Below are 25,009 nucleotides of genomic sequence, written 5' to 3'. Positions count from 1 at the left end.
ATGAAGAAGCCGGTCGCCGTCATCCTGTCGATTGCCGCCCTGTGCCACGCTGCCTCTGCCTCTGCCGCGGCCGATCCCGCCCGTGACCGCCAGTCCATCCTGGCGATGCAGGGCGACTACATCGTTGATTTCGCTTTCGACGAAACCGTGCTGCTGCAACCCGACTACGAACGCCAGGCGGCCATGCGCAGTGGCGGCGACGAGACGGTGATCGTCGTCGAGGACACGCCGACCAGGATCGTCCTGCAGCACATTCTGGTCGACGCCAGGAGCGGCCATGTCACCAAGCACTGGCGCCAGGATTGGGTCTACCAGGCGCCGACACGCTTCGAGTTCAGTGCCGACCAGACCTGGAGGGTGCGTCCGGTCCCGGCCGAGGTGACCCGCGGTGCCTGGACCCAGTGCGTCTACGAAGTCAGCGATGCGCCGCGGTACTGCGGCACCGGCCGCTGGGACTACGCCCACGGCGTGGCCACCTGGACGAGCGATCTCAGCTGGCGGCCGCTGCCGCGGCGCGAGTACACCAAGCGCAGCGATTACAACGCGCTGTCGGTCGTCAACCGCCACACGTTGACGCCGAATGGCTGGACGCACGAACAGTTCAACACCAAGGTGCTGCGCAAGCCGGATGGCACGCAGGTGGCGTTGGCACGCGAGTTCGGCTTCAACGACTACGTGAAGACCACCGAGGTCGACTTCAGGCCCGCGCGCGATTACTGGCAGGCGACGGCCGGGTATTGGGCCAAGGTACGGGCGCACTGGAACGGTTTCCTGTCCAGGGCGCCGGGGCTGCACCTGAAAACCAAGGTCGATGGCATGGCCATGATCATCCCGCTGTTCACCCAGGCCGGCGATGTGCAGGCCGGCAAGCCGGTACCGGACGCGGACATCGCCAAGGTGTTCACCGACTGGGTGGAGCCCGCGCCGCCCGAACACGCCGGCACCGCGGACACAGTCCGCTGACGCTCTCTCCGGCACAGGGACGTGCCGTTCTTCCTGGAAAAAAGACCCCCGCAGATGCGGCGGCAGGGGATTCAACGCGTCTCTTGTTGTAGTGCGGGTCAGAGCAGAGTGCCGGTTTTGCCGGCGGGTGGAACAGGAGATGCGGGCAGCGGCAACGGGGCGGCTTTCTCGTCTTCGAACGTACGCACGTTGCCGTCCTGGTCGATGATCATCACGCGCCGGCTTTCGAGGACTTTCGGCGCCGTGCCGGGTGTCGCGCCAACGCGCGGCCTTGCTTCCATCCGCGACATGGCGGGGAAATGGAACGACGTGGCTTCGGGGACCGTCAGCGTCGTGGTTTGCGTCCGGCGGTCGCGCAGGTAGTCGATCGACACCTTGGCTTCTTCGGGCCTGCCACGCAGTGCCTGCATGACTTCGCGCGGCGTGGTCACCGGCTTGCCTTCGATCCTGCGAATGACATCGCCTGCCTGCAGGCCCTTCAGCTCTTCCCCCACCGAGAGCACCAACACGCCGGTATCGGTTCCGAAGTAGCGCCCCAGCGATGGATCGACGCGGGCGAGATTCAGGTTGCTCCAGCGGAAAGCTTCGGCCAGGACCGGCAGCCTGCATTCCTGCTCCTTGCAATCCCCGAGCCTGCCGAGTTGCCGGAGCTCGCGCTGCACCTCCGGTGCAATGCCCACCGGCAGATCGTCGAGCGTGATGGTGATGTCTTCATCCAGACCACTGAGCGCGTCCGACCCGGCCATCCGGTGGGTGGAGAAGGCGAACTGGGGACGGATGGGAATGGGCGTGGCTTTGGTCTCGTGGTCCCGACCATCGCGCTGGTAGGAAACCGAAACGGGCACGTCGATCTTCAAGTCCGCGAGGGCCGCGCGTGCGTTGGCCAGGCGCTCGTCGGCACTGGTGCCGGCAATCGGCTTGCCGCCGATGCCGACCAGCCGATCGCCGGCCTTCAGGCCAGCCTTCGCCGCGCCGCTGTCGGGCGTGATGCCGGTGATACGCACGCCGGTGTCGTCATCGCCGGTCAGCAGGACGCCCAGGCGTGGCTTGCGCTGGAGCGGGCTGTGCATGGGAATGGCGTGTGGAAGTACGGCGGAACCCCGCGACAGTTCGGCCACGCGCCTGGCCGCCCGTTGCAGGTCGGCACGCGCCGCTTCCAGCTCCTTCTGTTGCATGGAGCCCGCGTCCTGGCGGGCGAGGCTGTCGAGGGGTGATGCCGCTGCGATGATCAGCAACGAAGCGGTGAGCAGGGCGGGTTTCATGCGTGCCTCCGGCATGGGTCGGTGTCGGGTCAGTAGATCGCGGTGTCGGGGTGCGGATAGGATTCGCCGCGCGCCACCTGCCAGCGCTGGGTGGTTTCCACGCCGGTCAACTGCCGGAGCGTGTCCACGCGCGCCTGCCACAGTTGCGCCTGCGTGTCGTCGGACAAGGCGGCCTGCGACAGCGCCATGTCGATGCTGGCCACCCGCTCCTGCAGTCCGGCGGACAGCGCTTCCGTGGCGGCGTTGGCCATGCGCGATTCGGGCAGCCGTGCCAGCACGGCTTCCAGTTGTGCCGATTCGGCATACAGCGCATCCAGCGGATCAGTGGCGGGGGGCGCGGCGACCTTTGCAGGCTCGATGTCACCGGTGGGACGTGCCGCGCGTTGCCGGGCGACCGGAAGGGTGCCGCGCTGGAGCGTGGACCGCGCGGCTGCGGTGTCCGTGGCGCGCGCGCCGATCGGGGTGGGCAAACCTTTTGCGGCCTCTGCATATAAAGGTGGCGAATCCGTGTCCGCCGGCGGGGCGGGTTGATGTGTCGAGGTGGTCGGGGGTGCGGGTGAAGGCGTGGTTGGGTCCGTCCATCGCAGGGGCAGCACCACGGCGAGTGCAAGCGCGGCGGCCATGGCCACGCGCCGCGGCCAGCGATGGGGCTGTACCACCACGGGCGGAGGGAGGCGGGCAACCAGGGTCGCCCAGCTGTCAGCGGGTGCTGCTTCCAGCGGCAGGCCTGCAAAGGCGTCTCCCCAGTCACGCGGCATGGCATCGCGGGTGCGGACATCAGGCATGGACGGGTTCCTCGATCTGCAGCAACGCGCGCAGGCGACGGGTGCCGCGCGAAAGTTGCGATTTGGAGAAGCTGGGCGTGCGCTGCATCAGTGCGGCGATCTCGTCGTGGGTATAGCCCTCGGCGTGGTACAGCCACAGCACGCTGCGGGTGGCGGCCGGCAAGGCATCGAGTGCGCGCTGCAACAGGACGGCATCGGCTGCTGCAGTGGGTGGCAGGCCCTGGTCTTCGGGCAGGTCGTCTTCGTCGACCGCGATCTCGGCCACCAGCCGCTTCTGCCTGCGCAGGCGGAGCAGCGCTTCGTTCACCGCGATCTGGCGCAGCCAACCCCAGAACGGGCAGTCGGCGCGATAGTCGGGCAGGTGGTGGAACAGTTTCAGCATGGTGTCCTGCAACACATCGCCCGCCTGCTCCCGGTCGCCGCAGATGCGCAGCGCCAGCGTGAACACCGGGCGCTCGAACCGTCGATAGATCTGTTCGAACGCCTCCCTGCATCCTGTGCGCGCACGGGCGACCAGGCTGTCGGGGACGTCGATGGCGAACTGGGATCGGCTCAAGCGGGGGAATTCGTCGGGTCGTCCCATACAGGGATGCGGCAGAGGGCAATACCGTCGCAGCGTGCGGAAAGTTCATCGATCGCCGGCACGCTGCGGCCCCGGACGGCCGTGCCCGCGGGTCTATACTGGGTCGCATCAGGGACCAAGAGGGGAACATCGATGTTCGAGACCAGTTTCGTGGCCATCATCCTGCTGGTGGCCGGCGTCATCATCCTGTTCAAGACCGTGCGGATGGTGCCGCAGGGTTACGAATGGACGGTGGAGCGCTTCGGCAAGTACACCCACACGCTGGATCCGGGCCTGCACTTCCTGGTGCCTATCATCTATGGCGTGGGTCGCAAGGTGAACGTCATGGAGCAGGTGCTGGACGTGCCCAGCCAGGACGTGATCACCAAGGACAACGCCGTGGTGAAGGTCGACGGGGTGGTGTTCTTCCAGGTGCTGGACGCGGCCAAGGCGGCATACGAGGTGTCCAACCTCGAGGTGGCAACCATCGCCCTGGTGCAGACCAACATCCGTACCGTGATCGGTTCGATGGACCTGGACGAGTCGCTGAGCCAGCGCGAAACCATCAACGCGCAGTTGCTCAGCGTGGTCGACCAGGCCACCAATCCGTGGGGCATCAAGGTCAACCGCATCGAGATCCGCGACATCCAGCCGCCGCGCGACCTCATCGACTCGATGGCGCGCCAGATGAAGGCCGAACGCGAGAAGCGCGCGCAGATCCTCGAAGCGGAGGGCTCGCGCCAGTCCGAGATCCTGCGTGCCGAGGGCGAGAAGCAGGCCGCCGTGCTGGAGGCCGAGGGCCGCAAGGAAGCCGCGTTCCGCGACGCCGAGGCGCGCGAGCGCCTGGCCGAAGCGGAAGCCAAGGCCACCCAGATGGTCAGCGACGCCATCGCGAAGGGTGACGTGCAGGCGATCAACTATTTCATCGCGCAGAAGTACGTGGAAGCCTTCAAGGAGCTGGCCACGGCGCCCAACCAGAAGTTCGTTCTGATGCCGATGGAGAGCAGCGGCATCATCGGCTCCATCGCCGGCATCGCCGAACTGGCCAAGGAGGCCCTGGGCAAGCAGCAGGCCGCGCCGCCGCGCGTGCCGCCGCGGGTGGGGGGCTGAGCCATGCGCTGGGACGTTGCGGGTTGGGCGGCGGTGGCACTGCTGCTGTTCGCCGCCGAGACCATGGCACCAGGCGCCTTCATGCTGTGGATGGGCTTTGCCGCCGTAGTGGTGTTCATCGGCGTACTGGTGGTGCCGGGCATCCCGCTGCTGGCCCAGGTGGCGGCCTTCGTCGTGCTGAGTTTCGTGTCCATCCAGATCTACCGCACGTGGTTCCGTGGCAAGGGTCGCCAGAGCGACAAGCCACTGCTCAACCGCCGCGCGGAGCAACTGGTCGGCACGGTGACCGTGCTGGACCAGGCCATCGTGGGAGAACGCGGCCGGGTCAGGATCGACGACGCGTTCTGGGCAGTGGAAGGCCCCGACCTGCCGGTCGGCACGCGCGTGAGGGTGGTCGCGGTGAATGGCATGACGTTGAAGGTGCAGGAGGCCTAGATGGGTGCGACGGGGCTGGCGCGATCGATGTCCGTGCTGGCGACGCTGTCCGTCACGGCAGCGGACCTCGTCGGCCGGGTGATGCCGCCGTATCCCGACGGGCTCGACGAACTGGGCGGGAGTTGCGTTTCCCTGTCCCGGGATCCTGACCGTGTGTGCGAGTACTCGGTCGGCGTGCTGGCCTCGCGCGCCGCCGCCGAGAGCGATGAGCCGGTGCCGCGCTTCGTGGTGGCCGGCCAGTTGGCGGGACGCGATGGGCCTCGCGCGCTATGGCGCATCACCGATGCCGTGCCATACGCGGGCGACCGGCCCGGCTACTACCTGCAGTTCGGTACCTGTCGCGTGAAGGGGCAGGACGATGCCCGCGTCGCGGCCATCGTGCGCCAGCACGACACGGCGACGGAATGGTTGAAGGATGTCGCCTGGGCGGGCCGCCTGCGCCTGCCCGACGCCCGTTTCGAGGTGCTGGATGCGCGCACCGTCGACTGCATCAACGAGGCGTACTACGGGTTGTAGCGACGGCGCACCCTGCTGGTGCGTTCTGGGATAATGCGCTTCTTTGCCCGCCCGGACGCCGCCATGACCCAGAAGACCATCCTCAACGACACCCATCGCGCGCTTGGCGCCAAGATGGTCGACTTCGGCGGCTGGGACATGCCGATCCACTATGGTTCCCAGATCGAAGAGCACCACCAGGTGCGCCGCGACGCCGGCATGTTCGACGTCAGCCACATGACCGTGGTCGACCTGCGCGGCGCGCGCACGCGGGAGTTCCTGCGCCAGCTGGTCGCCAACTCGGTGGACAAGCTGCAGAAGCCGGGCAAGGCGCTGTACACCGCCATGCTCAACGAACAGGGCGGGGTGATCGACGACCTGATCATCTATTTCCTGGACGAGGCGTTCTTCCGCCTGGTGGTCAATGCCGCCACCCGCGAGAAGGACCTGGCGTGGATCACCGCGCAGGCGGTCGCGTTCGATGTGCAGGTCACCGAGCGTCCCGACTTCGCGATGGTCGCCGTGCAGGGTCCGACGGCGCGCGAGCGCGTGCACGGCCTGCTGCGCGAGGAGGACCGTGCGAAAGTCGGCAAGCTGACCCGGTTCGCCGCCACCGACACCACCAGCACCGACGGCGTGCCGTTGTTCGTCGCCCGCACCGGCTATACCGGCGAGGACGGCTACGAGATCGTGCTGCCGCAGGCGCAGGCCGTGGCGTTCTGGAACGCGCTGATCGAGGCGGGCGTCAAGCCCGCCGGCCTCGGTGCGCGCGACACGTTGCGGCTGGAGGCGGGCATGAATCTGTACGGGCAGGACATGGACGACACCGTCTCGCCGTACGAAGCCGCGCTGGCCTGGACGGTCGCGCTGGACGAAGGTCGCGCCTTCACCGGCCGCGCCACGCTGGAAGCACAGAAGGCCGGCGGCGCACCGCGGCAGATGATCGGCCTGGTCATGGATGAGAAGGGTGTGCTGCGCCACGGCCAGAAAGTGCTCACCGCGCATGGCGACGGCGAGATCCTGTCCGGCACGTTCTCGCCGACGCTGGGCAAGGCCATCGCCTTCGCGCGCGTGCCGGCCGGCGATATCCCGCTCGGTGCCGAGGGCGGCGTGCGCGTGGACATCCGTGGCAAAGAGGTGCCAGTGCGTGTGGTGAAGTTCCCGTTCGTGCGCGACGGCCAAGCCCAGCCCGGCGTGCTGGCGTGATCGCACCCCGACATTCTTCACCCGCGCATTCCTCCGCTAAACTATCTTCCCCTACCCGACCCCAGCAGCAATCCGGAGCCCCCAATGAGTGAAATTCCTGGCGATCTGAAATTCCTCAAGTCCCATGAATGGGCCCGCCTCGAAGGTGACGGTCGCATCACCGTCGGCATCTCCGACCACGCGCAAGGCCTGCTCGGCGACCTGGTTTACGTCGAGCTGCCCAACGTCGGCGACCGCATCGAAGCGGGCAACGCCAGCGCGGTGGTCGAATCGGTGAAGGCCGCGTCCGATGTCTACAGCCCGGTCACCGGCAAGATCGTGGAGGTCAATGCGGCGCTGGCCGACAAGCCCGAGACCATCAACGAGGACGCCTATGGCGAAGGCTGGATCTTCGTGATCGAGGCCGAGGAGCCGGACCAGCTCAACGACCTGCTGTCGCCCGATGACTATGCCGAACTGATCGAAGACGACGACAACTGAGGCATCCGTACAGGCTGTCCCCCGACGGGGAACCGGCAACGATGGAACCTGGTGTTCCCCGTTGCCGGTTCCCCGTTTCGTTTCCTGCTCCTGTGTGGCGCCACGGATTTCCCGCCACCACCCAGGACGGATCACCGACCGCCAGGCGCGTCACGTCCGCCGTGCGTAGCGCGGAGGGCGACACGCGCGAAGGGCCGTAGCCGACGAACGGCGAAGCGGAATGCCAGGTACGCCTGCCGATGCGAGCGCGTGCAGTGGCGTGCCGAGTCCGCGATGCGATGCCCGTCGTGTCGACTTTCCGGCGCCGGCGATGGCGACGAAGTCGCCGGTGGAAGGAAAAATGTTTGCGCAAATCGGCGCAATCCGACTTGTGCGACGCGAAATCGGACACCCTCGGCAAAAGTTTTTTTTAGCCGCTGTTCAACCCGTCAGGGCGGCAGCGCGCAGCCGTCGAGGACGCATTGCATCGTCGCTCCAACCGGTGGCGTGCAGGACCTCGGAGAAAAAAAAGCGCGTTTTACCGATGTTTTTTTTCAGGCGCATGTCCGTCAGTCGAATCGGGTTCGCCCGTCGGCGGCATGGCGTCGCCGCCATCCACGCTTGCCGGCACCGTCCGGCCATGACGACCAGAGAAAAAAAGTTGAGCGAAGGTGTTGACACCTTGAAAAACCGTGATTAGGTTTCGCCCCAAGCAGAGCGTCCTGCGGAAGCGAGTGAGTCGAATCAACACGACAGCGCGAAAGACAACACAGCCCATCGTCCGCACCGGGATCACGGTGGACGCAGGACTCGCTTCCCCCGGAAAAACGCAAAGCACCTCCTTCATCGCACCCGTGTCGCCTGGCGACACGGGTGTTTTCGTATTTGTAGGGAGCCGGGTTTCGCACGCCTGGCCCCCTGGGGAATCCGCATCGCCGCGCGTGTCGCGACGACGGCTGCCGACGGGTCCGACTCCCGCGGCGTTTCTTGCAGCTGGGCCTGCCTCCGGGCAGATGTGCTGTAACCAGACGTAAAAATCCATAGTTCATTGACGAGGAGCCATCACATGGCAACGAAGAAAGCTGCGAAAAAGAAACCGGCCGCCAAGAAGGCTGCCAAGAAGGCCACCAAGAAGGCGGCTGCTAAGAAGACCGTGAAGAAGGCAGTGAAGAAGGCTGCCAAGAAGGTCGCCAAGAAGGTCGCCAAGGCCAAGAAGGCAGTGAAGAAGGTCGCCAAGAAGGCTGCGAAGAAGGTAGCCAAGAAGCCGGCGAAGAAGGCTGCCAAGAAGACCGCGAAGAAGGCCACCAAGAAGTCGGCCAAGAAAGTAGCCAAGAAGCCCGCCAAGAAGACGGCGAAGAAGGCTGCCAAGAAGACCGCGAAGAAGGCTGCCAAGAAAGTAGCCAAGAAGCCGGCCAAGAAGGCCGCTAAGAAGGCCGCCAAGAAGCCTGCCAAGAAGTCCAAGAAGAAAGCGGCCCCCGTCGCGCTGCCGGCAACCCCGGCTCCGCTGATCTAAGCCAACCCGATTAGCCGTAACACCATGGACTCTCTCCCTGTGCCCAGCGGGGGGAGAGTTTTTTTATGGGCGAACGGCTAGGCTGCCTCCTCTGGAGATGCGAGGAGGGTAGGCATGAGGTTCTTCAAGTGGGTACTGGCGGCCATCGCGGCCATCGGGTTGCTGTTGGGGCTGGGCGGCCTGCTGTTGCCGGCAACGACGCACGTGGAGCGCAGCGTGGTGATCGAACGCAGCCCGGAGCAGGTCTTCGCAACGCTCAACTCGTTCGAGCGCTTCAGCGCCTGGTCGCCATGGGCAGAGTACGACCCACAGGCGAAGTACACGTTCGAGGGTCCGGCCAGCGGCGTCGGCGCGCGCATGCGATGGTCCGGCAATCGTTCCGTAGGCAGCGGTAGCCAGGAGATCACCGCCAGCGAGCCGCACCGGCGCGTCGTGGTGGCGCTCGACTTCGACGGCAGCCAGGCGCAGGCAGCCTACCTGCTGGAGCCGGAAGGAAATGGCACCCGCCTGACGTGGGCGTTCGATACCCAGCACGGCATGAATCCGTTCAAGCGTTGGCTGGGCCTGTTGTTCGACCGGATGATCGGTGCCGACTACGAGAAGGGACTGGGCAAGCTCAAGTCGCTGCTGGAAGGCACGCAGGCCTGACCCGATGGGGGCACGGCGGGCAGCGCCGCCGTGCACGTGCCTCTTAACGCGGAGACGCGGTGCTGCGGTGCGAAGACGTGCCGCTGTCCTTCTTTCCGTCCGCAGGCGTCGCCTCGGGCGACTCGGCGAGCAGCAGGTCGTAATCTGCCGGTGTCTCGACCCAGGGTTCACCGGGCAGGCCCATTGCGCGATCGAGGATGGTCGGCAACAGCCCCGAGGGAAGCGAACTGTCGCTGTTCCACACCATCGCCACGCCCAGATCCTGTCCGGGAACCAGTGCGACCAGGCCGCGATATCCCTGGACGGCCCCCGCGTGGAAGACGACCTGCTGGCCTGCGTAGTCGAACACGCGCCAGCCAAGCGCATAGCTGGCCGAGTGGATGCGTTCGCGTCGCCAGCCACCGCGCATTTCGCCGGGCGTGGTGACCACGGGTGCATGCAGCGTCGCCAGCAGCGGCGCCGGCAGCACGTCGGGGCGATGGCCGGTCTGGGCGATCAGCCACTGCGCAAGATCGCTGGCGCTGGCGTTGACGCCCGCGGCAGGCGGCAACCGGTAATAGGTGGGCTTCGGCGTCAGGGACACCCAGCCATTGCGGCTGCGCACGTGCGGTCGCGCCCAGCGCGTGCTGCCCTGTATGCCGGCCAGGCCCATGCTCGCATCGTTCATGCCCAGCGGCTTGAAGATGCGACGGTCCACCGCCTGGTCGTAGAACGTGCCGGTGGCGGCGAACACCACGTCGCCGATCAGGCTGAAGGCGACGTTCTGGTAGGCATAGCATTCGCCGGGTGCGCACTTCAGCGGCGCGTACGCCAGCTTGCGGGCCACGTCGTAGTACTCCGCATTGGCTTCGATGTCGCGGTCGAAGGCGTTGTGCGCCTGCAGGCCGACGCTGTGGCTCAGCACGTCCGCGACGGTCACATGGGAGGTCGCATTCGCATCGCTCAACTGGAAGCCCGGCACGTACTGGTTGACCTTGCTGTCCCAGCGCAGCGAACCGTCCTGCACCATCAGGCCGGTCAGCGTGCTGGCGAAGGCCTTGGACAAGGACGCCAGCCGGAACACCGTATGCGCGTCGACCTGCTGCGGATTGACCACGTCGGTGACGCCGTAGCCGCGCGCACTCATCACGCGGCCGTTGTGGACGATGGCCATGGCGAGGCCGGGAACCCGCTGGCCCACCGTCAGGTGTTCGGCCATGGTCTCGAAGGCCCGCACATCGAACCCCGCCGCGAGCGGCTGGATGTTCTGTCCCGTCAGCGCCGTGCGGTACGGGCGCGGCTGCGTTGGCGAGACGTAGGCACCCGCGCTCGCAGCCGCGTTGGCGGAGACCGGGGCGGTTTCAGCGCCGTGACTGGCGGACGTCCAGCGCAACGGTGTCTGTGCCGTGGACGACAGCGTCAGCGGAAGCAGCAGCCCGACCAGGCCGATCCGGAAGACGTGCAGCGAGCGCCGGCTTGTCTTGTGTTTCATCGTGCGTGACGCCTGCGTAAGACCCTTGCCTGCTCGGATCATAACGCCGCTTTTTTCGATTGCACAAACAGGGAGAGATTCCATGTCCATGTTGTTCATCCTGCTGCTGATTACAGGTGTGGCGGTCGTCCCAGTTCAGTAAGGCGCGGACGCTTCCAACAGGCGGTTGAACGCATGCGACACGTTCAGGAATGCCTGCTATCCATCGCATGCAATTTCCGCGCCGTTTCGGCCCGATTCGCCGGAGCGCTGCAAGTGCGGAGCGTCGTGGGCGATCGAATGCCGGTAATTGAGGAACATCGCGGCACCGCATTCAGCATGCGCACGCGCGATGCGCTGCGGCGGGCGTCGGACAGGCTGAATGCGGGGCCGGGCCGCAACCGGGGCGAGTCGCAGCCCGGAGATGCGTGACGCGCGAGTGGCGCGCTGCCCGTCCCGTCCTAGTCGGTGGCGGCAAGGGCGGCAGGTGCCGTGGTCGCCGCACGCGCAGGGTGGCCCGACAGCACCGGCAGTCCGCGGATCAGGTCCGAGGCGCGCTCGGCGATCATGATGGTCGGTGCGTTGGTGTTGCCGCCGATCAGCGTGGGCATCACCGAGGCATCGATCACGCGGAGTCCCGCGATGCCATGCACGCGCAACCCGGAATCGACCACGGCGTCTTCGTCTTCACCCATGCGGCAGGTGCCGACGGGGTGGTAGACGGTTTCGGCCTTGGCGCGGATGAAGGCGATCAGCTCGGCATCCGACAGGTCGTTGCGCGCCGGGTGGATGGGGGCGCCACGGTAGGCGTCGAAGGCGGGCTGCGCGAACAACTCGCGCGAGATCCTGGCGCATTCGACCATCATCCTGAGGTCGAACCCTTCCGGGTCGCTCAGGTAGTTCGCCTCGATGCGCGCATCCACGCGTGGGTCGGCGCTGGCCAGCAGGATCTGGCCGCGGCTGCGCGGGCGCAGGAAGCACGCATGGGCGGTGTAGCCGTCCCCGGGCAGGCGGTTGCGTCCGTGGTCGTCCAGCATCGCCGGGACGAAATGGAACTGGATGTCGGGGCGCTCGTCGGGTGCGAGCGCTGAACGCACGAAGGCGCCGGCCTCGGCGATATTGCTGCTGCCCGGGCCGCGATGGCCACGCAGGAAGTAGTCGAAGGCGGTCCTGAGTTCGCTGGTGCGGTCGTAGGTGACGCGTTGGGTGCAGTGCTGCAGCGTGCAGATGTCCAGATGGTCCTGCAGGTTGCGGCCGACGCCCGGCAGCGCATGGCGGACGGTGATGCCCTGTTCCTGCAGATGCTCCGCCGGTCCGATGCCGGACAGCATCAGCAACTGCGGCGAGTTGATCGCGCCGCCGCTCAGCAGCACTTCGCGGTCGCAGCGGACAACGATCTCCTGCCCGCCACGTGCGTACGCCACGCCGATCGCGCGGCCCTTCTCCAGCAGCACACGACGGACCAGGGCGCCGGTGACGATGTCGAGGTTCTGGCGATCGCGTGCGGGATCCAGGTACGCCACCGCCGACGAGCAGCGCGCGCCCTCCTTCTGGGTCACCTGGTACAGACCGAAACCGGCCTGGGCCGGCCCGTTGAAGTCCCCGTTACGCGCGAAGCCGGCCTGGGTGCCGGCCTCGATGAAGACTGCGGACAGTGGATTGGTGTGGCGCAGGTCCGATACGTACAGCGGACCTTCGTCGCCATGCAGCGCATCCGCACCGCGCGCATTGCGTTCGGAACGGCGGAAGTAGGGCAGTACGCCGGCCCAGTCCCAACCCTCCGCGCCCGCTTCGGCCCACGCGTCGTAGTCCTCCGGCACGCCGCGCGTGTAGCACATGGCGTTGATCGAACTGGAACCGCCGAGCACCTTGCCGCGCGGCCACCACAGGCGGCGCCCGTCGAGCTGCGGCTCCGGCGCGGTGTCGTAGTTCCAGTTCACGCCCTTCTGTCCGACCAGCTTGGCCAGGCCGGCCGGCATGTGGATGAAGGGATGCCAGTCGCGCGGGCCGGCTTCCAGCAGCAGCACGCGACAGGCGGGGTCTTCGCTCAGGCGGTGGGCCAGGACACAGCCGGCTGAACCGGCGCCCACGATGATGTAGTCGTACACATGCTGCCCTGTTGCGAAGTACGGCCGAACCTAGCGGCGAGGGGTAGAGCAAATGCTCGGGCTGGCGCGGGGGAACGCATCGGCGCCCGCATCGCCGGTGTTCCGGCGCGGTACGCGGCGCAAGAGGCTGGCGATGTTGCAGTGCATCGGATACCTTGCGCGCCACAGGCGGGCCTCGTCCGCTCCCGATGATGCGATTGGCAGGCCGCACACCATGGACCCGTCTTCCCCAGCGACCACCCGGTTCGGCCGGTTCCGCGCCGCGATGGCCGAATCGCCTCCGCTGCTGTGGGCCTTCGTCTATTTCTTCTGCCTGCTGAGCGGCTATTACGTGCTGCGCCCGGTGCGCGAGGCGATGGGGGCGTCCAACGACGTACAGGCCGTGTTCCCGCCCGCCATGATCGAGTTCTTCGCCGCGCGCGGCATGGCGCTGAAGGACTTCACGTTGCAGGTCCTGTTCACCTGCACCTTCATCATCATGCTGCTGCTGCAGCCGGTGTATGGCTGGCTGGTAAGCCGGTATCCGCGGCGTGTCTTCCTCCCGGCGGTCTACGGCTTCTTCATCGGCACGCTGTTGCTGTTCTACCTGCTGTTCGACAGCGGCATGCCCGGGCGCGGAATGGCCTTCTTCCTGTGGATCGCGGTGTTCAACCTGTTCGCGGTCGCGGTGTTCTGGAGTTTCATGGCCGACGTGTTCAGCAATGCCGAAGCACGCAAGTTCTACGGCTACATCGGGGCAGCCGGCACCGTCGGCGCGATCCTGGGGCCCGTACTGACACGCACTTTCGTGGAGCGCATCGGCATCGCCAACCTGATGCTGGTGTCGGCGGCGTTCCTGTCCGTCTGCGTGGTATGCCAACTTCGCCTGCGCCTGTGGGCAGTGGCGCGCGAGCAGGAGCGCAAGGCGGTCAGTGGCGAACAGCCGATGGGTGGCGAGATCCTGGCCGGCCTGAAGCTCATCGCGCGCGAGCCGCTGCTGCGCTGGCTGGCGTCGCTGGTGGTGATGGGCGTGGGCGTCGGCACGCTGCTCTACAACGAACAGGCCGCGATCGTGCGCCAGTACTACACCGATCCCGCCGCCAGCACGGCGTACTACGCCGGCATCGACATGGCGGTCAACGTGCTGACGCTGCTCATCCAGTTGCTGGTCACGCGCTGGCTGCTGCGCAGCTTCGGCATCGGGCCGGCGCTGCTGATCCCCGGCTGCGCCATCATCCTCGGTTACTCCTTCCTGACCGCCTCGCCGCTGCCGATGATGGTGGCCATCGTGCAGGTGGTGACGCGCGCCAGCGAGTTCTCGCTGGCCAAGCCGGCGCGCGAGACCATCTACACCCGCGTCGGCCGCGAATGGCGCTACAAGGCGGGCGCGGCCATCGATACCGTGATCTACCGCGGCGGCGACCTCAGTTTCGTCTGGCTGCACAAGTTCCTGTCCGCATTCGGCTCGAACGTGGTGTTCGGCGCCGGCCTGCTGGTCGCCAGCGCGATGACCTTCAGCGCGTGGCGCCTGTTGCGCGAGGAGTCGAAGCTGCCGTCCGAGCGCGCCCTCCCCGGGAAGACATCGACCAAGGCGAGCGCCTGACGCCCGTGTGTGTTGACGCTATGCTGCCTGCCACATGACGGGAGGTGCGAATGGACGTGATCGCGACGGGACTGGTGGTGCTGGTGGCACTGCTGCATGGGTACTTCCTGGTCCTGGAGATGTTCCTCTGGACCAAGCCACTGGGCCTTAAGACCTTCCGCAACACGCCCGAGAAGGCCGAGACCACGCGCGTGCTGGCCGCCAACCAGGGGCTCTACAACGGGTTCCTGGCCGCCGGCCTGCTATGGGGCCTGCTGACCTCGCAGTGGAACGTGGTCGTCTTCTTCCTGCTGTGCGTCATCGTGGCGGCGCTCTACGGCGCCTGGAGCGTCAACAAGCGCATCTTCTTCGTGCAGGGACTGCCGGCGATCGCGGCGCTGGGCGCGGTCTGGCTGTCGTAGACGCGGTTGTAGGAGCGACGTCAGTCGCGACCGCACGTTTCGAATCGCCATCGCCGCTTGTTCGCGCGAACGGATGCCGGGCGGTCGCGACTGACGTCGCTCCTACAACGTCAGCACCTCACCGCGCAGGCCTCGGCGACACCCACATGCTGATGCGGGCGCGGAACACCGGTTCGCCCTGCGGGTTGCTGACCACCACCTCCATCGGTAGCTCGTAACCCTCGATGGATTCGCGCGGCTCGAACGCCGGCGTGGCGACGGCGTGCATCGTGCCGACCGCCTTCTTCAGGTATTCCACCGTCATGCCCTTGGGAATCCAGCGCATCGAGCGCGGGATGCTGACGTCGGTGGTCAGCCCGCCGACGAATTCCGCCAGGTTGCAGAGCGCGATCGCATGCACCGTGCCCAGATGGTTGGTGACCGAGCGCCGGTGGCGGATCGTCGCCTCGCCGCGCCCGGGTTCGAGCCGCACCATGCGCGGGCCGATGCTGCCGAAGTAGGGCGCCTTGAAGCAGATCAGGCGCGAGAACAGCCAGGCGCCGAACGGCTTGCGCTCCAGGCGGCGGTAGATCCCGAGGACATTCGCGCTCATTCAAGGCTTCCTTGTCTGCTCCTTCCCCGCTTGCGAGGGAAGGTTGGGATGGGGGGCAAGCGGCGACAGTGATGCCGGTTCACTGCGCACCGCGACCGTCTTCGGATGGCATCACGACCCGCACGGGGAGGGGGCTTCGGTCGCCCCACACCCCAGCCCTCCCCCGCTGGCGGGAGAGGGATCAGATCGCGTCCTCAGGCCGCTTCGCGCGGCTGGCGCTTGTTCTGTGGCAGGTCGTAGTAGCTGGCCGCACGCAACTCGTGGGTCTCGAATTCGTCCACGGTGATCGTGTCCAGGGTGATCGCGCGGAGCTCTTCCAGCAGCTTGCGTTCCTCGACCGTGATCCAGCCCTCGCGCACGCCTTCGTCCAGTTGCGCGCTGTAGTCCAGCGCCTCGATGTCCTTGGTCTTCAACGCCTTCAGGAACTTGCGTTCGACCGGCTCGGCGGCAACGGCGGTCGCCAGGTAACTGTCGATGCGGCCACCCGGGTTGTTCTCGCACGGAGTCAGGAACACGCCCTGGCCCAGGCGGTCGCGTGCTTCGTTCGGCGCCATCAGCAGCATCGCCACGCGATGGCTCAGGCGGTCGCCCGGCGCCACGGCACGGCGGCCGAACGGGAACACCACCGGCCACAGCAGCCAGCCGAGCGGCTTGATCGGGAAGTTGCGCAGCGCCTGCGACAGCGCCAGTTCGATCTCGTACGCGCTGTTGTGGAAGGCCCAGGCCAGCAGTGGCTTGTCGGCTTCCGGCGTGCCTTCGTCATGATGGCGCTTCAGCACGGCACTCATCATGTAGAGGTGGCTCAGCACGTCGCCCAGGCGGCCGGAGAGCGATTCCTTGAACTTCAGCTTGCCGCCCAGTGCGCCGAGCGAGATGTCGGTGAGCAGCGCCAGGTTGGCCGCGTAGCGATCGAGCTTGCGGAAGAACTTCTTCGTATATGCATCGCCAGGCGCGGCGCCGATCTTCGAGCCGGTGATGCCGAACCAGAACGAACGCACCGCGTTGGAGATCGCGCCACCGATGTGCGGATACAGCACGGCATCCAGCATGTTCACGCCGGCCCCGGTGTCCGGATCCTGCGCGGCGCGCATCTCCTTGATGATGTAGGGATGGCACAGGATCGACCCCTGGCCGAAGATCAGCAGGCTGCGCGTCATGATGTTCGCGCCTTCCACCGTGATGGCGATCGGCGAGGCCTGCCACGCGCGGCCGGCGAAGTTGCGCGGGCCCAGGATGATGCCCTTGCCGCCCACGATGTCCATCACGTCCTTGGCCACGTCGCGGCCCATGTTCGTGCAGTGGTACTTGGCGATGGCCGACGGCACCGAGGGCACGTCGCCGCGGTCCACGGCGGCGGCGGTGGCCTGCGACAGCGCACTGATCGCATAGGCCTTGCCACCGATGCGGGCCAGCGCTTCTTCCACGCCCTCGAAGCGGCCGACCGACAGGCCGAACTGCTTGCGGATGCGTGCATAGGCGCCGGTGACGCGCGCACCGGCCTTCGCACCACCGCTGGCGGTGGAGGGCAGGGTGATCGAGCGACCCACGGCGAGGCACTCGTTGAGCATGTTCCAGCCCTTGCCGGCCATCTCCACGCCACCGATCAGCTGGCTGAGCGGGATGAACACGTCCTTGCCGCGCACCGGGCCGTTCTGGAACGGGGAGTTGAGCGGGAAGTGGCGCGGACCGACTTCGACACCGTCGGTATCGCGCGGCAGCAGCGCCAGGGTGATGCCGATGTCGCGCGTATCGCCGATCAGGCCGTCCGGGTCGTACATGCGGAAAGCCAGGCCGATGATCGTCGCCACCGGCGCCAGCGTGATGTAGCGCTTGTCGAACGTCAGGCGGATGCCCAGCACGTTGGCGCCGTTCCACTCGCCCTTGCAGACGATGCCGTAGTCGGGGATCGAGGTCGCATCGGAGCCGGCGAACGGTCCGGTCAGGCCGAAGCAGGGCACTTCCTGGCCGATCGCCAGACGGGGCAGGTAGTAGTCCTTCTGTTCCTGCGTGCCGTAGTGGTTGAGCAGTTCACCCGGGCCGAGCGAGTTCGGCACGCCGACGGTGGAGCTGACCACGCTGCTGACCGAGGCGATCTTCTGGATCACCTTGTGGTGCGCCAGCGCCGAGAAGCCCAGGCCGCCGTACTGCTTGGGAATGATCATGCCGAAGAACTTGTTCTTCTTGATGTAGTCCCACAACTCCGGCGGCAGGTCGGCGTGGACGTGGGTGATTTCCCAGTCGTTGGTCATCCGGCACAGCTCTTCCACCGGGCCGTCGAGGAAGGCCTGCTCTTCGGCGGTGAGCTGCGGCTTGGGATAGGCCAGCAGCTTGTTCCAGTCCGGGTCGCCGGTGAACAGGTCGCCTTCGAAGCCGACCGAGCCGGTTTCCAGCGCGATGCGTTCGGTCTGCGACAGCGGCGGCAGTGCGCGGCGCAGGAAGCCCAGCGCCGGCGCGGTGATCAGCGGCTTGCGGATGGCCGGGATCAGCAGCGGCACCGCGATCGCCACCACGACAACCGCCGCGACAAGGGTGGCGGTGGGATTGGCGCCCAGAAGCCAGCACGCGACCAGCAGGCTGGCGGTGATGGCGGCCCAGTACGCGAGCCGGATCCGGTGATAGGCGGCGAACGCACCCGCCAGCAGGAAGGCGATGAAGGGAATGACGATGCTCATGGGGTTGCTCCGGACACGGATTCGGTTACATCGGATTCGGCATTACCCGGCGCGGCCGACAGGCTCGCCAGGTATTCCAGCACGGTGCTGGTAAATGCGTCGTTGTCGTCGCCGGCCACCATGTGCGTGGCCTGCGGCAGGTTGGCGTGGCGCGCATGCGGCACCAGGGCCTTGAACTCGTCGACGGTCTTCTCCGAGACCAGGTCGCTGCGGCCACCGCTGATCAGCAGCACGGGGCACTGTACCTGGCGCGCCGCCTCGGCGATGGCGTCCTGGTGCTGGGCGCTGTCGCGGGCCAGTTCGTCGACCAGGCGAGGATCCCAGTGCCAGCGCCAGCGACCATCGTCGCCTTCGCGCAGCAGCTCGCGCAGGTCGTCTGCCGATTTGCGCGTACGACGCTGCGGCTGGTAGGCGGCGATGATGTCGGCCGCGTGCTCGAGCGATGCGAAACCGTCGGGGAACGCCGTCATGAAGGCGAGGATGCGCTGCAGGCCGGCGTGCTCCCAGCGCGGGGTGATGTCGACCAGCACCATCGCGCGGAACAGGCCGGGCCAGCGCGACTCGGCGATCAGCCCGAACAGTCCGCCCATCGAAGCGCCCACCAGCACCGGCGGCTCGGATTGTTCCCCGGCCACCACGATCAGATCGTCGGCGAACTGGTCACCGGTGTAGGGCACGTCGGCCGCGTTGCGCGACGATTCGCCGTGGCCGCGCGCGTCGTAGGCGAGCCCCGCGTAACCGTGGGCCGCCATGGCTTCGCCGGTGCGGTTCCACGCACCGCGCGTCTGCCCGAAACCGTGTGCATAGATCAATGCAGGATGGCCCTGGAGCGCGCGTGGCGATGCAAAGCGACGGATCGCCAGGGCGACATTCCCCTGTCCCGGCAGCATGCGATCCGATGCGGCAGCAGTGTCACCGTCGAAGCGGAAAGAGACAGGGGAGGGGGTTGTGACCATACGGGCTAGTATGGGCTCTCGCATTTAGAGCAGTCAATCGATCCCGCGCAAGCGTTTCAAATGCAACCGATTGATTTGCCTTTATTTATGACGCGCCGCAGCAAACGTACCGCTACACACCCCGGCGTATGGTTAAATGCGGAACATGAGCACACCCAGTCCGGAAAGCCCCTCTTCTCCCCCCGCCCGCACCGCGCGCCTCAGCGCCGATGACTGGGCGCAGGCCGCCCTCGACCTGATCGCGGAGCAGGGTGTCTCGGCGGTCGCGGTGGAGCCTTTGGCGCGGCGTCTTGGCGTGACCAAGGGCAGCTTCTACTGGCACTTTCCCTCACGTGATGCGTTGCTGCAGGCGGCGCTGGAACGTTGGGAGGCGGGCGAGCAGGAGAACATCTTCGGCAGCCTGGAGAAGGTCGCCGATCCCCGCGAGCGCCTGCGGACGCTGTTCCAGCTCGTCGGCCACGAAGTGAAGCCGCACATCATCTACAGCGAGTTGCTGAAGGCGCTGGACCACCCGTCCGTGCAGCCGGTGATCGACCGCATCTCCCAGCGTCGCCTGGACTATCTGGTCGCCATGTTCCGCCAGGCCGGCCTGCAGCGGACCGACGCGACCCACCGCGCGCGCCTGACGTACGCGGCCTATGTGGGCTTCCTGCAGTTGTCGCTGCAACTGCAGCAGCCGCGGATGACCTCGGAAGAATTCGAGACCTACCTCGAGCACGTCATCTCGACGTTGATCCCGACCTGATCGTAGGGTGGGCCTTGGCCCACCGCGTCGGTCGCCATGTGGATGGCGGGTCGCGTACCTCCCAGAGTCAGCTGTCCGAGACGGGTTTGCTGATGGTCTGCATGTGCGAAGACAACAGGTCCAGATCGACTTCCACGTCCAGATCATCGAACTCGGCACTCGACGTGACACGTACTGTCGCGTGAACTCTCGGCGAGAAGTCCAAGAAACAATCCGTGCATCGCTGGATCGTCAAGACCTTCATCGTTGATCCCTCCGGGAAGCGTGCGCTGGAGATGACCTCCGGGCCATCGAATCCGGGGGGCTGGACGATCATGTACACGCTCGGAGACGGGCCGTAGTTCTGATCTATGCTGACACGGTAGATGTGCATGTCTGATGTGGTGACGTAATCGATTCCCACATACTTCGAATACTTCGGTTCGCGACTGACATCTTCATAGCTCACCATGTAGCAACCCGCCAGAAAAAGCGTTGCCGCCATGGCGACGCATCGACTCACCACGAATAGTCCTCCCTGTTCGATTCTTCGAAAGTAGCGGTCACGCCGGCCCCATCGCCGCCTGCCGCACACCACCCCGCCATTCCCGCTGCTCGCGCACATACCCGCTGCGCTCCAGCCACTGGAAGATCGAACGCACGGTGACGACCGGGTAGTCGCCCGACAGACGCGTGCCGACGGGGTGGTCGGTGAAGTCGGTATTGGCGGAGAACAGTCCGCCCAGCACGCGCTTGGAGTACGCGACGTGCACCGTATCCGGCACGAAGCCGTCGTCCCGCGCGAACGCGTATGCGCTGCGGCGGTCGTAAATGCCACGGTCGGCCAGCGCCGCCGCCATCACCTCCACGATCCACGCGGTGGAGTTCTGGTAGTCCTCGCTGCCGGGGCGTGCGATCAGGTTGTAGCGCGGGAGGTGAAGGCTGTGGCGCGGCATCTGTTGCAGGCGCGCGGCAAGCCGGTTGGCGACGTCGGGGGTGAACCACACGATGCGCAGGTCCTGGTTCACCAGGTCGTCGGCGAAGAAGTTCACCAGTCCCTGCGCATACAGGCCCGAGCGGTCGCTGCCGCATTCGTTGAGCAGGTGTACCACTGTCCAGCGCCCCTGCGCGTGGTCGCGCACGGCGAAGCCCGCGTGGCTGTAGACCAGGCCCTGCTTCGACAGGTCGGTGCCGACGCGCGCGATCAGTGCGACGGGTGCGTCCACCTCGTCCAACTGCTGCGCCGCCAGCAGCGCGGTGCGGGCTGCTTCCGCCACCTTGTACGGCGGCATCTCCAGTTGCCTGCAGGCATCGCCCGCGCGCGCCGTCCCTGGCAGCGCGAGGACGAAGACGAAACCCAGAATCGCGAGCGCGCGCATCACGCGATCACCCGCCGTAGCGATGGCTGTGGATATGCGGACGCGCGGCGTCGTTGGCGATGAAGCACAGCGCTTCACCCGCGGCGCTCAGGATCCAGCCCGTCGCCACCACGGTGACGCTGATCGCGGTGCCGACCGCGATGCCCAGGCGACGGATCGCTTCCACGCTCAGGTAGACCACGAACGACGCGCCGGCCACCGCGCCCGCCGCCGCGACGGAGACCGTCACCGCCACGCTGCCGGCGACCACGGCCACGCCGCTGACCACCGCGGAGGCGCCGTGGCCCAGTGCGTGGATCACCGCCACCGGCACCTCGATGGACGCCTCCAGGCTGGCCTGCGACATCCGGCTGGCGCCATCGGATTGCGGCGCGGCGTGGGTGGGGAGGGCGACGCCGCCGGAGAGCGCGGTGGCCAGGGCCAGGGTCAGTGAGCGGGCGATCAGGCGGCGCATGCGGGTTCCTCCAGGGACGCCGGAGGGTGGGCGCAGGCTTGGCAGGGATTCAAGGATCATCGACAAGGTAAGCTCTGGCGGAACGACAGGTATAGGAATCCGCTACCCATGGCCGTCTCGGTAGATCTGGTTGATGCACTGAAGCGTTGCCTGCGCGCGCAGGACATGACCTACCGCGACCTGGCCGCGCGCATCCGCATGAGCGAGGCGGCGGTGAAGCGCATGTTCTCCCGCCGGGCGATGAGCCTGCAGCGGCTGGAGCAGGTCTGCGACGTGCTGGACGTGGGCCTGGCCGAGCTCAGCGCCGAAGCCTCGCGCGGGCGCAAGGCGATGGCGCAGTTGAGCGAAGCGCAGGAACAGGCGCTGGTGGACGATCCGCCGCTGCTGATGGCGCTGTTCCTCACGCTCAACCGCTGGCGCGAGGACAACGTGATGGGGCACTTCGGCTTTACGCCCGCGCAGTGGACCGGCCTGCTGGTGAAGCTGGACCGGCTGGGCATCATCGAACTCATGCCCGGCAACCGTGGCCGCGCGCTGACTGCACGCAATTTCCGCTGGCGCGCCGATGGGCCCATGGAGCGCTACTTCCGGCTGACCCTGCTGACCGACTACTTCGCCGATCCGTTCGATGGCGAACAGGACGCACTGCTGCTGCTCAGCGGCAGCCTGAGCATCGACGGGGTGAAGCAGGTGCGCCAGCGACTGGAGGAAGTCGCGCGCGAGTTCGATGCGCTGCTGGCCCGCGATGCCACGCTGCCGGCGGAAGACCGCGTCGGCGTCAGCCTGGTGCTGGCGCAGAAGCCCTGGCTGCTGCAGCTGTTCAACCCGTACCGGCGCTCGCGCGACGGGTAAGCGCTGTGGCGGAGATCGTGCCCGGAGTGCCGTCGATGGGGCCCGGAATCCCATCGATGGCTTTCAGAGCTCCATCGATCGCCCCTCGAGCTGCATCGATGAGCCGTTGAGCTCCATCGACATGGCCCTCGGAGCTCCGTCCATGGGTCTATGAGCTCCATCGCGGGCTGTCCGAGCCTGATCGATGAGGCTCGGTGCCCGATCGATGGCTCTGCGAGTGCCATCGATGGCTTTCTGAAAGCCATCGATGGGAGTGCATAAGCCCCATCGACGGCATGGCGGGCGCGACCGATGGCTCCCGGAGCCTCATCGATCGGCTTCCGCGCCCCATCAACGGCCTTCCAATCTCCATCCCCGGCCCTCGGAGCCCCATCGACACGGCTCCGAGCCTCGCACTCCGCGATTTCTCGCACGGCCGTGAGACGCAACCTCGTGCCTGCGACAGAGTTCGCCCGGCATCCCCCCTTGGGCTGACCGCCCGCCGACCCTGGCCGCGTTCTCCTCGTCACGGGGACAGGACATTGGTATCATTTTGGTCTCACTTTTCGAGGGCGTGGCATGAACGCAGCGGTCGATGTTTTCAAACGCAACGATTTTCCGGGCAGTTCGCTTGCCGCGTTGAATGCCTGGGTTGCCGAGGTTGCCGCGCTCACCCAACCCGACCACATCCACTGGTGCGACGGCAGCGATGCCGAGAACACGCTGCTGACGAAGCAGATGCTGGCCGACGGCACCCTGCTGCCGCTGAATCCCGAAACCCACCCGCACAGCTGGCTGCACCGCTCCAGCCCGAGCGACGTGGCGCGCGTGGAGCACCTGACCTTCGTCTGCACGCCGCAGCAGGAAGACGCCGGCCCCAACAACCACTGGATGGCCCCGGCCGAGGCCCACGCGAAGATGGATGCGCTGTTCGCCGGCTGCATGCGCGGGCGCACGCTGTACGTGATCCCCTACTGCATGGGCCCGATCGATTCGCCGCTGTCGCGCTGCGGCGTGGAGATCACCGATTCGCCATACGTGGTGGCCAACATGCGCATCATGACCCGCATGGGCGCACCGGCGCTGGCGCGGATCGAACGCGACGGTTCGTTCGTTAAGGGCCTGCACTCCATCGGCGAGCTGGACCCGGACCGCCGCTTCATCATGCATTTCCCGGATGAGCTGACCATCAAGAGCTTCGGCTCCGGCTATGGCGGCAACGCGCTGCTGGGCAAGAAGTGCCACGCGCTGCGCATCGCTTCGCACCAGGCGCGCAGCGAAGGCTGGCTGGCCGAGCACATGCTGATCGTCGGCATCGAAAACCCGCAGGGCGAGACGCACTACATCGCGGCGGCGTTCCCGTCGGCGTGCGGCAAGACCAACCTGGCCATGCTGATTCCACCGGAGGGCTATCGCCAGGCCGGGTGGAAGGTGTGGACGGTCGGCGACGACATCTGCTGGATGCGCCCCGGCGCCGACGGCCGCCTGTACGCGATCAATCCGGAAGCCGGCTTCTTCGGCGTGGCGCCGGGCACCTCGGACAGTTCCAACCCCAATGCGCTGGCCACCATCAGCCACCACACCATCTTCACCAATGTCGCCGTCACCGACGAGCAGGAGCCGTGGTGGGAAGGACTGGATTCGCGCACGCCGGCATTGGACTGGCAGGGGCGCAAGTACGACCCGGCCAACGGTCCGGCCGCGCACCCCAACTCGCGTTTCACCGTCTCCGCACGCCAGTGCCCGAGCTATTCGGCCAAGGCGGAGGATCCGCAGGGCGTGCCGATCAGCGCCATCGTCTTCGGCGGTCGCCGCGCCTCGCTGGTGCCGCTGGTGTTCGAAGCGCGCGACTGGACGCACGGCGTGCTGGTCGGCGCGGCGATGGGTTCTGAGACCACCGCCGCCGCGACCGGCGCGGTGGGCGTGATGCGTCGCGACCCGATGGCGATGAAGCCGTTCTGCGGCTACAACTTCGCCGACTACTTCGCCCACTGGCTGTCGTTCGGCGATACCGATGCGAAGCTTCCCAAGATCTTCCACGTCAACTGGTTCCGCAAGGGCGGCGACGGCAAATTCCTGTGGCCTGGCTTCGGCGAGAACCTGCGCGTGCTGGAGTGGATGATCCAGCGCGTCGAGGGCAAGGCGGACGCGGTGGAAACGCCGATCGGCCACCTGCCGCGCGCCGAAGACCTCAATCTGGACGGCGTGGCACTGAGCGATGAAGCGCACGAGCTGCTGTTCGGCTTCGATCGCGCCGGCTGGCAGGCCGAGTTCGCCAGCATCGGCGAGTACCTGCAGGAATTCGGCGACCGCACCCCGCAGGCACTGAAGGACGAACAGCAACGCATCGCGGCCCGCCTGGCGCACTGATTCCCCGCCTCGCGCATCCTGTTTCCTGCGCACGCCCCGTGTGCGTCCACCC

General features: G+C 66.8%; 25 protein-coding genes. 13 read left to right on the top strand and 12 right to left on the bottom strand.

Annotation, left to right across the window (positions count from 1 at the left end):
* The gene (locus WBN46_RS04945) at positions 1 to 963 is read left to right on the top strand and encodes a DUF6607 family protein (RefSeq protein WP_337730541.1); all 963 of its coding nucleotides are present in this window, start codon (positions 1 to 3) and stop codon (positions 961 to 963) included.
* A 98-nt stretch (positions 964 to 1,061) separates the two neighbouring features.
* Here the strand turns inward: WBN46_RS04945 and WBN46_RS04940 are convergent, their stop codons facing one another.
* Genes WBN46_RS04940 through WBN46_RS04930 form a run of 3 tightly spaced genes read right to left on the bottom strand, consistent with a single transcriptional unit; the run spans position 1,062 to position 3,566 of the window.
* Positions 1,062 to 2,225, bottom strand: coding sequence for a PDZ domain-containing protein (locus WBN46_RS04940; RefSeq protein WP_337730540.1), 1,164 nt, complete (start codon positions 2,223 to 2,225; stop codon positions 1,062 to 1,064).
* A gap of 29 nt (positions 2,226 to 2,254) precedes the next feature.
* Positions 2,255 to 3,010, bottom strand: a complete 756-nt coding sequence (locus WBN46_RS04935) for a hypothetical protein (RefSeq protein WP_337730539.1) — start codon at positions 3,008 to 3,010, stop codon at positions 2,255 to 2,257.
* Complete coding sequence (locus WBN46_RS04930) at positions 3,003 to 3,566, bottom strand: sigma-70 family RNA polymerase sigma factor (protein WP_337730538.1); 564 nt, start codon at positions 3,564 to 3,566, stop codon at positions 3,003 to 3,005. The genes WBN46_RS04935 and WBN46_RS04930 overlap by 8 nt, the downstream gene beginning before the upstream one ends.
* A 159-nt stretch (positions 3,567 to 3,725) precedes the next feature.
* Here WBN46_RS04930 and WBN46_RS04925 point away from each other — a divergent pair, with 159 nt between their 5' ends.
* The 5 genes from WBN46_RS04925 (at position 3,726) to gcvH (ending at position 7,298) form a co-directional block, all read left to right on the top strand.
* Positions 3,726 to 4,682 (top strand): SPFH domain-containing protein, encoded by a 957-nt coding sequence (locus WBN46_RS04925; RefSeq protein WP_192200289.1) that lies wholly within the window; start codon positions 3,726 to 3,728, stop codon positions 4,680 to 4,682.
* Between the two features lie 3 nt (positions 4,683 to 4,685).
* The gene (locus WBN46_RS04920) at positions 4,686 to 5,117 is read left to right on the top strand and encodes an NfeD family protein (RefSeq protein ID WP_337730537.1); all 432 of its coding nucleotides are present in this window, start codon (positions 4,686 to 4,688) and stop codon (positions 5,115 to 5,117) included.
* A complete protein-coding gene (locus WBN46_RS04915; protein ID WP_337730536.1) occupies positions 5,118 to 5,633 on the top strand; it encodes a hypothetical protein in 516 nt (171 codons plus the stop codon). It abuts the gene before it with no gap.
* A gap of 63 nt (positions 5,634 to 5,696) precedes the next feature.
* Positions 5,697 to 6,818: a glycine cleavage system aminomethyltransferase GcvT gene (gene gcvT / locus WBN46_RS04910; protein WP_337730535.1), complete on the top strand. Its 1,122-nt coding sequence runs from the start codon at positions 5,697 to 5,699 to the stop codon at positions 6,816 to 6,818.
* 84 nt (positions 6,819 to 6,902) lie between these two features.
* Complete coding sequence (gene gcvH, locus WBN46_RS04905) at positions 6,903 to 7,298, top strand: glycine cleavage system protein GcvH (RefSeq protein ID WP_277728816.1); 396 nt, start codon at positions 6,903 to 6,905, stop codon at positions 7,296 to 7,298.
* Positions 7,299 to 7,718: 420 nt separating this feature from the next.
* Here the strand turns inward: gcvH and WBN46_RS04900 are convergent, their stop codons facing one another.
* Complete coding sequence (locus tag WBN46_RS04900) at positions 7,719 to 7,841, bottom strand: hypothetical protein (protein ID WP_337730534.1); 123 nt, start codon at positions 7,839 to 7,841, stop codon at positions 7,719 to 7,721.
* Between the two features lie 502 nt (positions 7,842 to 8,343).
* On the opposite strand from WBN46_RS04900, the gene WBN46_RS04895 reads away from it, so the two are divergent.
* Both WBN46_RS04895 and WBN46_RS04890 read left to right on the top strand, forming a co-directional pair.
* The gene (locus tag WBN46_RS04895) at positions 8,344 to 8,790 is read left to right on the top strand and encodes a histone (RefSeq protein ID WP_142123522.1); all 447 of its coding nucleotides are present in this window, start codon (positions 8,344 to 8,346) and stop codon (positions 8,788 to 8,790) included.
* Between the two features lie 114 nt (positions 8,791 to 8,904).
* Complete coding sequence (locus tag WBN46_RS04890; RefSeq protein WP_337730533.1) at positions 8,905 to 9,438, top strand: SRPBCC family protein; 534 nt, start codon at positions 8,905 to 8,907, stop codon at positions 9,436 to 9,438.
* A gap of 43 nt (positions 9,439 to 9,481) precedes the next feature.
* Here WBN46_RS04890 and WBN46_RS04885 read toward each other — a convergent pair whose 3' ends face one another.
* Positions 9,482 to 10,909: a serine hydrolase domain-containing protein gene (locus tag WBN46_RS04885; protein WP_337730532.1), complete on the bottom strand. Its 1,428-nt coding sequence runs from the start codon at positions 10,907 to 10,909 to the stop codon at positions 9,482 to 9,484.
* 440 nt (positions 10,910 to 11,349) lie between these two features.
* Positions 11,350 to 12,996 carry a choline dehydrogenase gene (locus WBN46_RS04880; protein WP_337730531.1) on the bottom strand — a complete coding sequence of 549 codons (1,647 nt, stop codon included), beginning with the start codon at positions 12,994 to 12,996 and terminating at the stop codon, positions 11,350 to 11,352.
* 214 nt (positions 12,997 to 13,210) lie between these two features.
* On the opposite strand from WBN46_RS04880, the gene WBN46_RS04875 reads away from it, so the two are divergent.
* Together WBN46_RS04875 and WBN46_RS04870 are read left to right on the top strand one after the other, a co-directional pair.
* Positions 13,211 to 14,578, top strand: coding sequence for an MFS transporter (locus tag WBN46_RS04875; protein WP_337730530.1), 1,368 nt, complete (start codon positions 13,211 to 13,213; stop codon positions 14,576 to 14,578).
* A 50-nt stretch (positions 14,579 to 14,628) separates the two neighbouring features.
* Entirely contained in the window at positions 14,629 to 14,979 is a 351-nt protein-coding gene (locus WBN46_RS04870; protein ID WP_337730529.1) for a DUF1304 domain-containing protein, read from the top strand.
* Positions 14,980 to 15,097: 118 nt separating this feature from the next.
* Here WBN46_RS04870 and WBN46_RS04865 read toward each other — a convergent pair whose 3' ends face one another.
* The 3 genes from WBN46_RS04865 to WBN46_RS04855 all read right to left on the bottom strand — a co-directional run bounded on the left by WBN46_RS04865 (position 15,098) and on the right by WBN46_RS04855 (position 19,133).
* Complete coding sequence (locus WBN46_RS04865) at positions 15,098 to 15,571, bottom strand: hotdog fold domain-containing protein (protein WP_337730528.1); 474 nt, start codon at positions 15,569 to 15,571, stop codon at positions 15,098 to 15,100.
* A 194-nt stretch (positions 15,572 to 15,765) separates the two neighbouring features.
* Positions 15,766 to 18,243 (bottom strand): acyl-CoA dehydrogenase, encoded by a 2,478-nt coding sequence (locus WBN46_RS04860; protein WP_337730527.1) that lies wholly within the window; start codon positions 18,241 to 18,243, stop codon positions 15,766 to 15,768.
* Positions 18,240 to 19,133: an alpha/beta hydrolase gene (locus WBN46_RS04855; RefSeq protein WP_337730526.1), complete on the bottom strand. Its 894-nt coding sequence runs from the start codon at positions 19,131 to 19,133 to the stop codon at positions 18,240 to 18,242. The genes WBN46_RS04860 and WBN46_RS04855 overlap by 4 nt, the downstream gene beginning before the upstream one ends.
* A gap of 211 nt (positions 19,134 to 19,344) precedes the next feature.
* Between WBN46_RS04855 and WBN46_RS04850 the strand changes: the two genes are divergently transcribed.
* Positions 19,345 to 19,944 carry a TetR/AcrR family transcriptional regulator gene (locus WBN46_RS04850; protein WP_337730525.1) on the top strand — a complete coding sequence of 200 codons (600 nt, stop codon included), beginning with the start codon at positions 19,345 to 19,347 and terminating at the stop codon, positions 19,942 to 19,944.
* A gap of 67 nt (positions 19,945 to 20,011) precedes the next feature.
* Here WBN46_RS04850 and WBN46_RS04845 read toward each other — a convergent pair whose 3' ends face one another.
* From WBN46_RS04845 to WBN46_RS04835, 3 genes are read right to left on the bottom strand one after another with little or no spacing between them, the layout of a single operon-like run.
* On the bottom strand, positions 20,012 to 20,428 hold the full coding sequence (locus WBN46_RS04845; RefSeq protein WP_337730524.1) for a hypothetical protein: 417 nt from the start codon (positions 20,426 to 20,428) through the stop codon (positions 20,012 to 20,014).
* A 58-nt stretch (positions 20,429 to 20,486) separates the two neighbouring features.
* A complete protein-coding gene (locus WBN46_RS04840; protein ID WP_337730523.1) occupies positions 20,487 to 21,302 on the bottom strand; it encodes a DUF2145 domain-containing protein in 816 nt (271 codons plus the stop codon).
* A gap of 7 nt (positions 21,303 to 21,309) precedes the next feature.
* Complete coding sequence (locus WBN46_RS04835) at positions 21,310 to 21,756, bottom strand: hypothetical protein (RefSeq protein ID WP_337730522.1); 447 nt, start codon at positions 21,754 to 21,756, stop codon at positions 21,310 to 21,312.
* A 108-nt stretch (positions 21,757 to 21,864) separates the two neighbouring features.
* On the opposite strand from WBN46_RS04835, the gene WBN46_RS04830 reads away from it, so the two are divergent.
* Positions 21,865 to 22,608 (top strand): helix-turn-helix transcriptional regulator, encoded by a 744-nt coding sequence (locus tag WBN46_RS04830; protein WP_337730521.1) that lies wholly within the window; start codon positions 21,865 to 21,867, stop codon positions 22,606 to 22,608.
* A gap of 558 nt (positions 22,609 to 23,166) precedes the next feature.
* Positions 23,167 to 24,957 (top strand): phosphoenolpyruvate carboxykinase (GTP), encoded by a 1,791-nt coding sequence (locus WBN46_RS04825; RefSeq protein ID WP_337730520.1) that lies wholly within the window; start codon positions 23,167 to 23,169, stop codon positions 24,955 to 24,957.
* Positions 24,958 to 25,009: the final 52 nt, after the last annotated feature.

The organism is Pseudoxanthomonas sp. CCNWLW251 (assembly GCF_037402255.1).
Lineage (GTDB): Bacteria > Pseudomonadota > Gammaproteobacteria > Xanthomonadales > Xanthomonadaceae > Pseudoxanthomonas_A.
This window is presented reverse-complemented; position numbering and strand designations above follow the sequence as displayed.

Excerpts from the sequence above, each read along its gene's own strand:
- WBN46_RS04945 (WP_337730541.1), top strand. The coding sequence starts at position 1 with ATGAAGAAGCCGGTCGCCGTCATCCTGTCGATTGCCGCCCTGTGCCAC.
- WBN46_RS04940 (WP_337730540.1), bottom strand. The coding sequence starts at position 2,225 with ATGAAACCCGCCCTGCTCACCGCTTCGTTGCTGATCATCGCAGCGGCA.
- WBN46_RS04935 (WP_337730539.1), bottom strand. The coding sequence starts at position 3,010 with ATGCCTGATGTCCGCACCCGCGATGCCATGCCGCGTGACTGGGGAGAC.
- WBN46_RS04925 (WP_192200289.1), top strand. The coding sequence starts at position 3,726 with ATGTTCGAGACCAGTTTCGTGGCCATCATCCTGCTGGTGGCCGGCGTC.
- WBN46_RS04920 (WP_337730537.1), top strand. The coding sequence starts at position 4,686 with ATGCGCTGGGACGTTGCGGGTTGGGCGGCGGTGGCACTGCTGCTGTTC.
- WBN46_RS04915 (WP_337730536.1), top strand. The coding sequence starts at position 5,118 with ATGGGTGCGACGGGGCTGGCGCGATCGATGTCCGTGCTGGCGACGCTG.
- gcvT (WP_337730535.1), top strand. The coding sequence starts at position 5,697 with ATGACCCAGAAGACCATCCTCAACGACACCCATCGCGCGCTTGGCGCC.
- gcvH (WP_277728816.1), top strand. The coding sequence starts at position 6,903 with ATGAGTGAAATTCCTGGCGATCTGAAATTCCTCAAGTCCCATGAATGG.
- WBN46_RS04900 (WP_337730534.1), bottom strand. The coding sequence starts at position 7,841 with ATGCGCCTGAAAAAAAACATCGGTAAAACGCGCTTTTTTTTCTCCGAG.
- WBN46_RS04895 (WP_142123522.1), top strand. The coding sequence starts at position 8,344 with ATGGCAACGAAGAAAGCTGCGAAAAAGAAACCGGCCGCCAAGAAGGCT.
- WBN46_RS04890 (WP_337730533.1), top strand. The coding sequence starts at position 8,905 with ATGAGGTTCTTCAAGTGGGTACTGGCGGCCATCGCGGCCATCGGGTTG.
- WBN46_RS04885 (WP_337730532.1), bottom strand. The coding sequence starts at position 10,909 with ATGAAACACAAGACAAGCCGGCGCTCGCTGCACGTCTTCCGGATCGGC.
- WBN46_RS04875 (WP_337730530.1), top strand. The coding sequence starts at position 13,211 with ATGGACCCGTCTTCCCCAGCGACCACCCGGTTCGGCCGGTTCCGCGCC.
- WBN46_RS04870 (WP_337730529.1), top strand. The coding sequence starts at position 14,629 with ATGGACGTGATCGCGACGGGACTGGTGGTGCTGGTGGCACTGCTGCAT.
- WBN46_RS04865 (WP_337730528.1), bottom strand. The coding sequence starts at position 15,571 with ATGAGCGCGAATGTCCTCGGGATCTACCGCCGCCTGGAGCGCAAGCCG.
- WBN46_RS04860 (WP_337730527.1), bottom strand. The coding sequence starts at position 18,243 with ATGAGCATCGTCATTCCCTTCATCGCCTTCCTGCTGGCGGGTGCGTTC.
- WBN46_RS04855 (WP_337730526.1), bottom strand. The coding sequence starts at position 19,133 with ATGCTGCCGGGACAGGGGAATGTCGCCCTGGCGATCCGTCGCTTTGCA.
- WBN46_RS04850 (WP_337730525.1), top strand. The coding sequence starts at position 19,345 with ATGAGCACACCCAGTCCGGAAAGCCCCTCTTCTCCCCCCGCCCGCACC.
- WBN46_RS04845 (WP_337730524.1), bottom strand. The coding sequence starts at position 20,428 with ATGGCGGCAACGCTTTTTCTGGCGGGTTGCTACATGGTGAGCTATGAA.
- WBN46_RS04840 (WP_337730523.1), bottom strand. The coding sequence starts at position 21,302 with ATGCGCGCGCTCGCGATTCTGGGTTTCGTCTTCGTCCTCGCGCTGCCA.
- WBN46_RS04835 (WP_337730522.1), bottom strand. The coding sequence starts at position 21,756 with ATGCGCCGCCTGATCGCCCGCTCACTGACCCTGGCCCTGGCCACCGCG.
- WBN46_RS04830 (WP_337730521.1), top strand. The coding sequence starts at position 21,865 with ATGGCCGTCTCGGTAGATCTGGTTGATGCACTGAAGCGTTGCCTGCGC.
- WBN46_RS04825 (WP_337730520.1), top strand. The coding sequence starts at position 23,167 with ATGAACGCAGCGGTCGATGTTTTCAAACGCAACGATTTTCCGGGCAGT.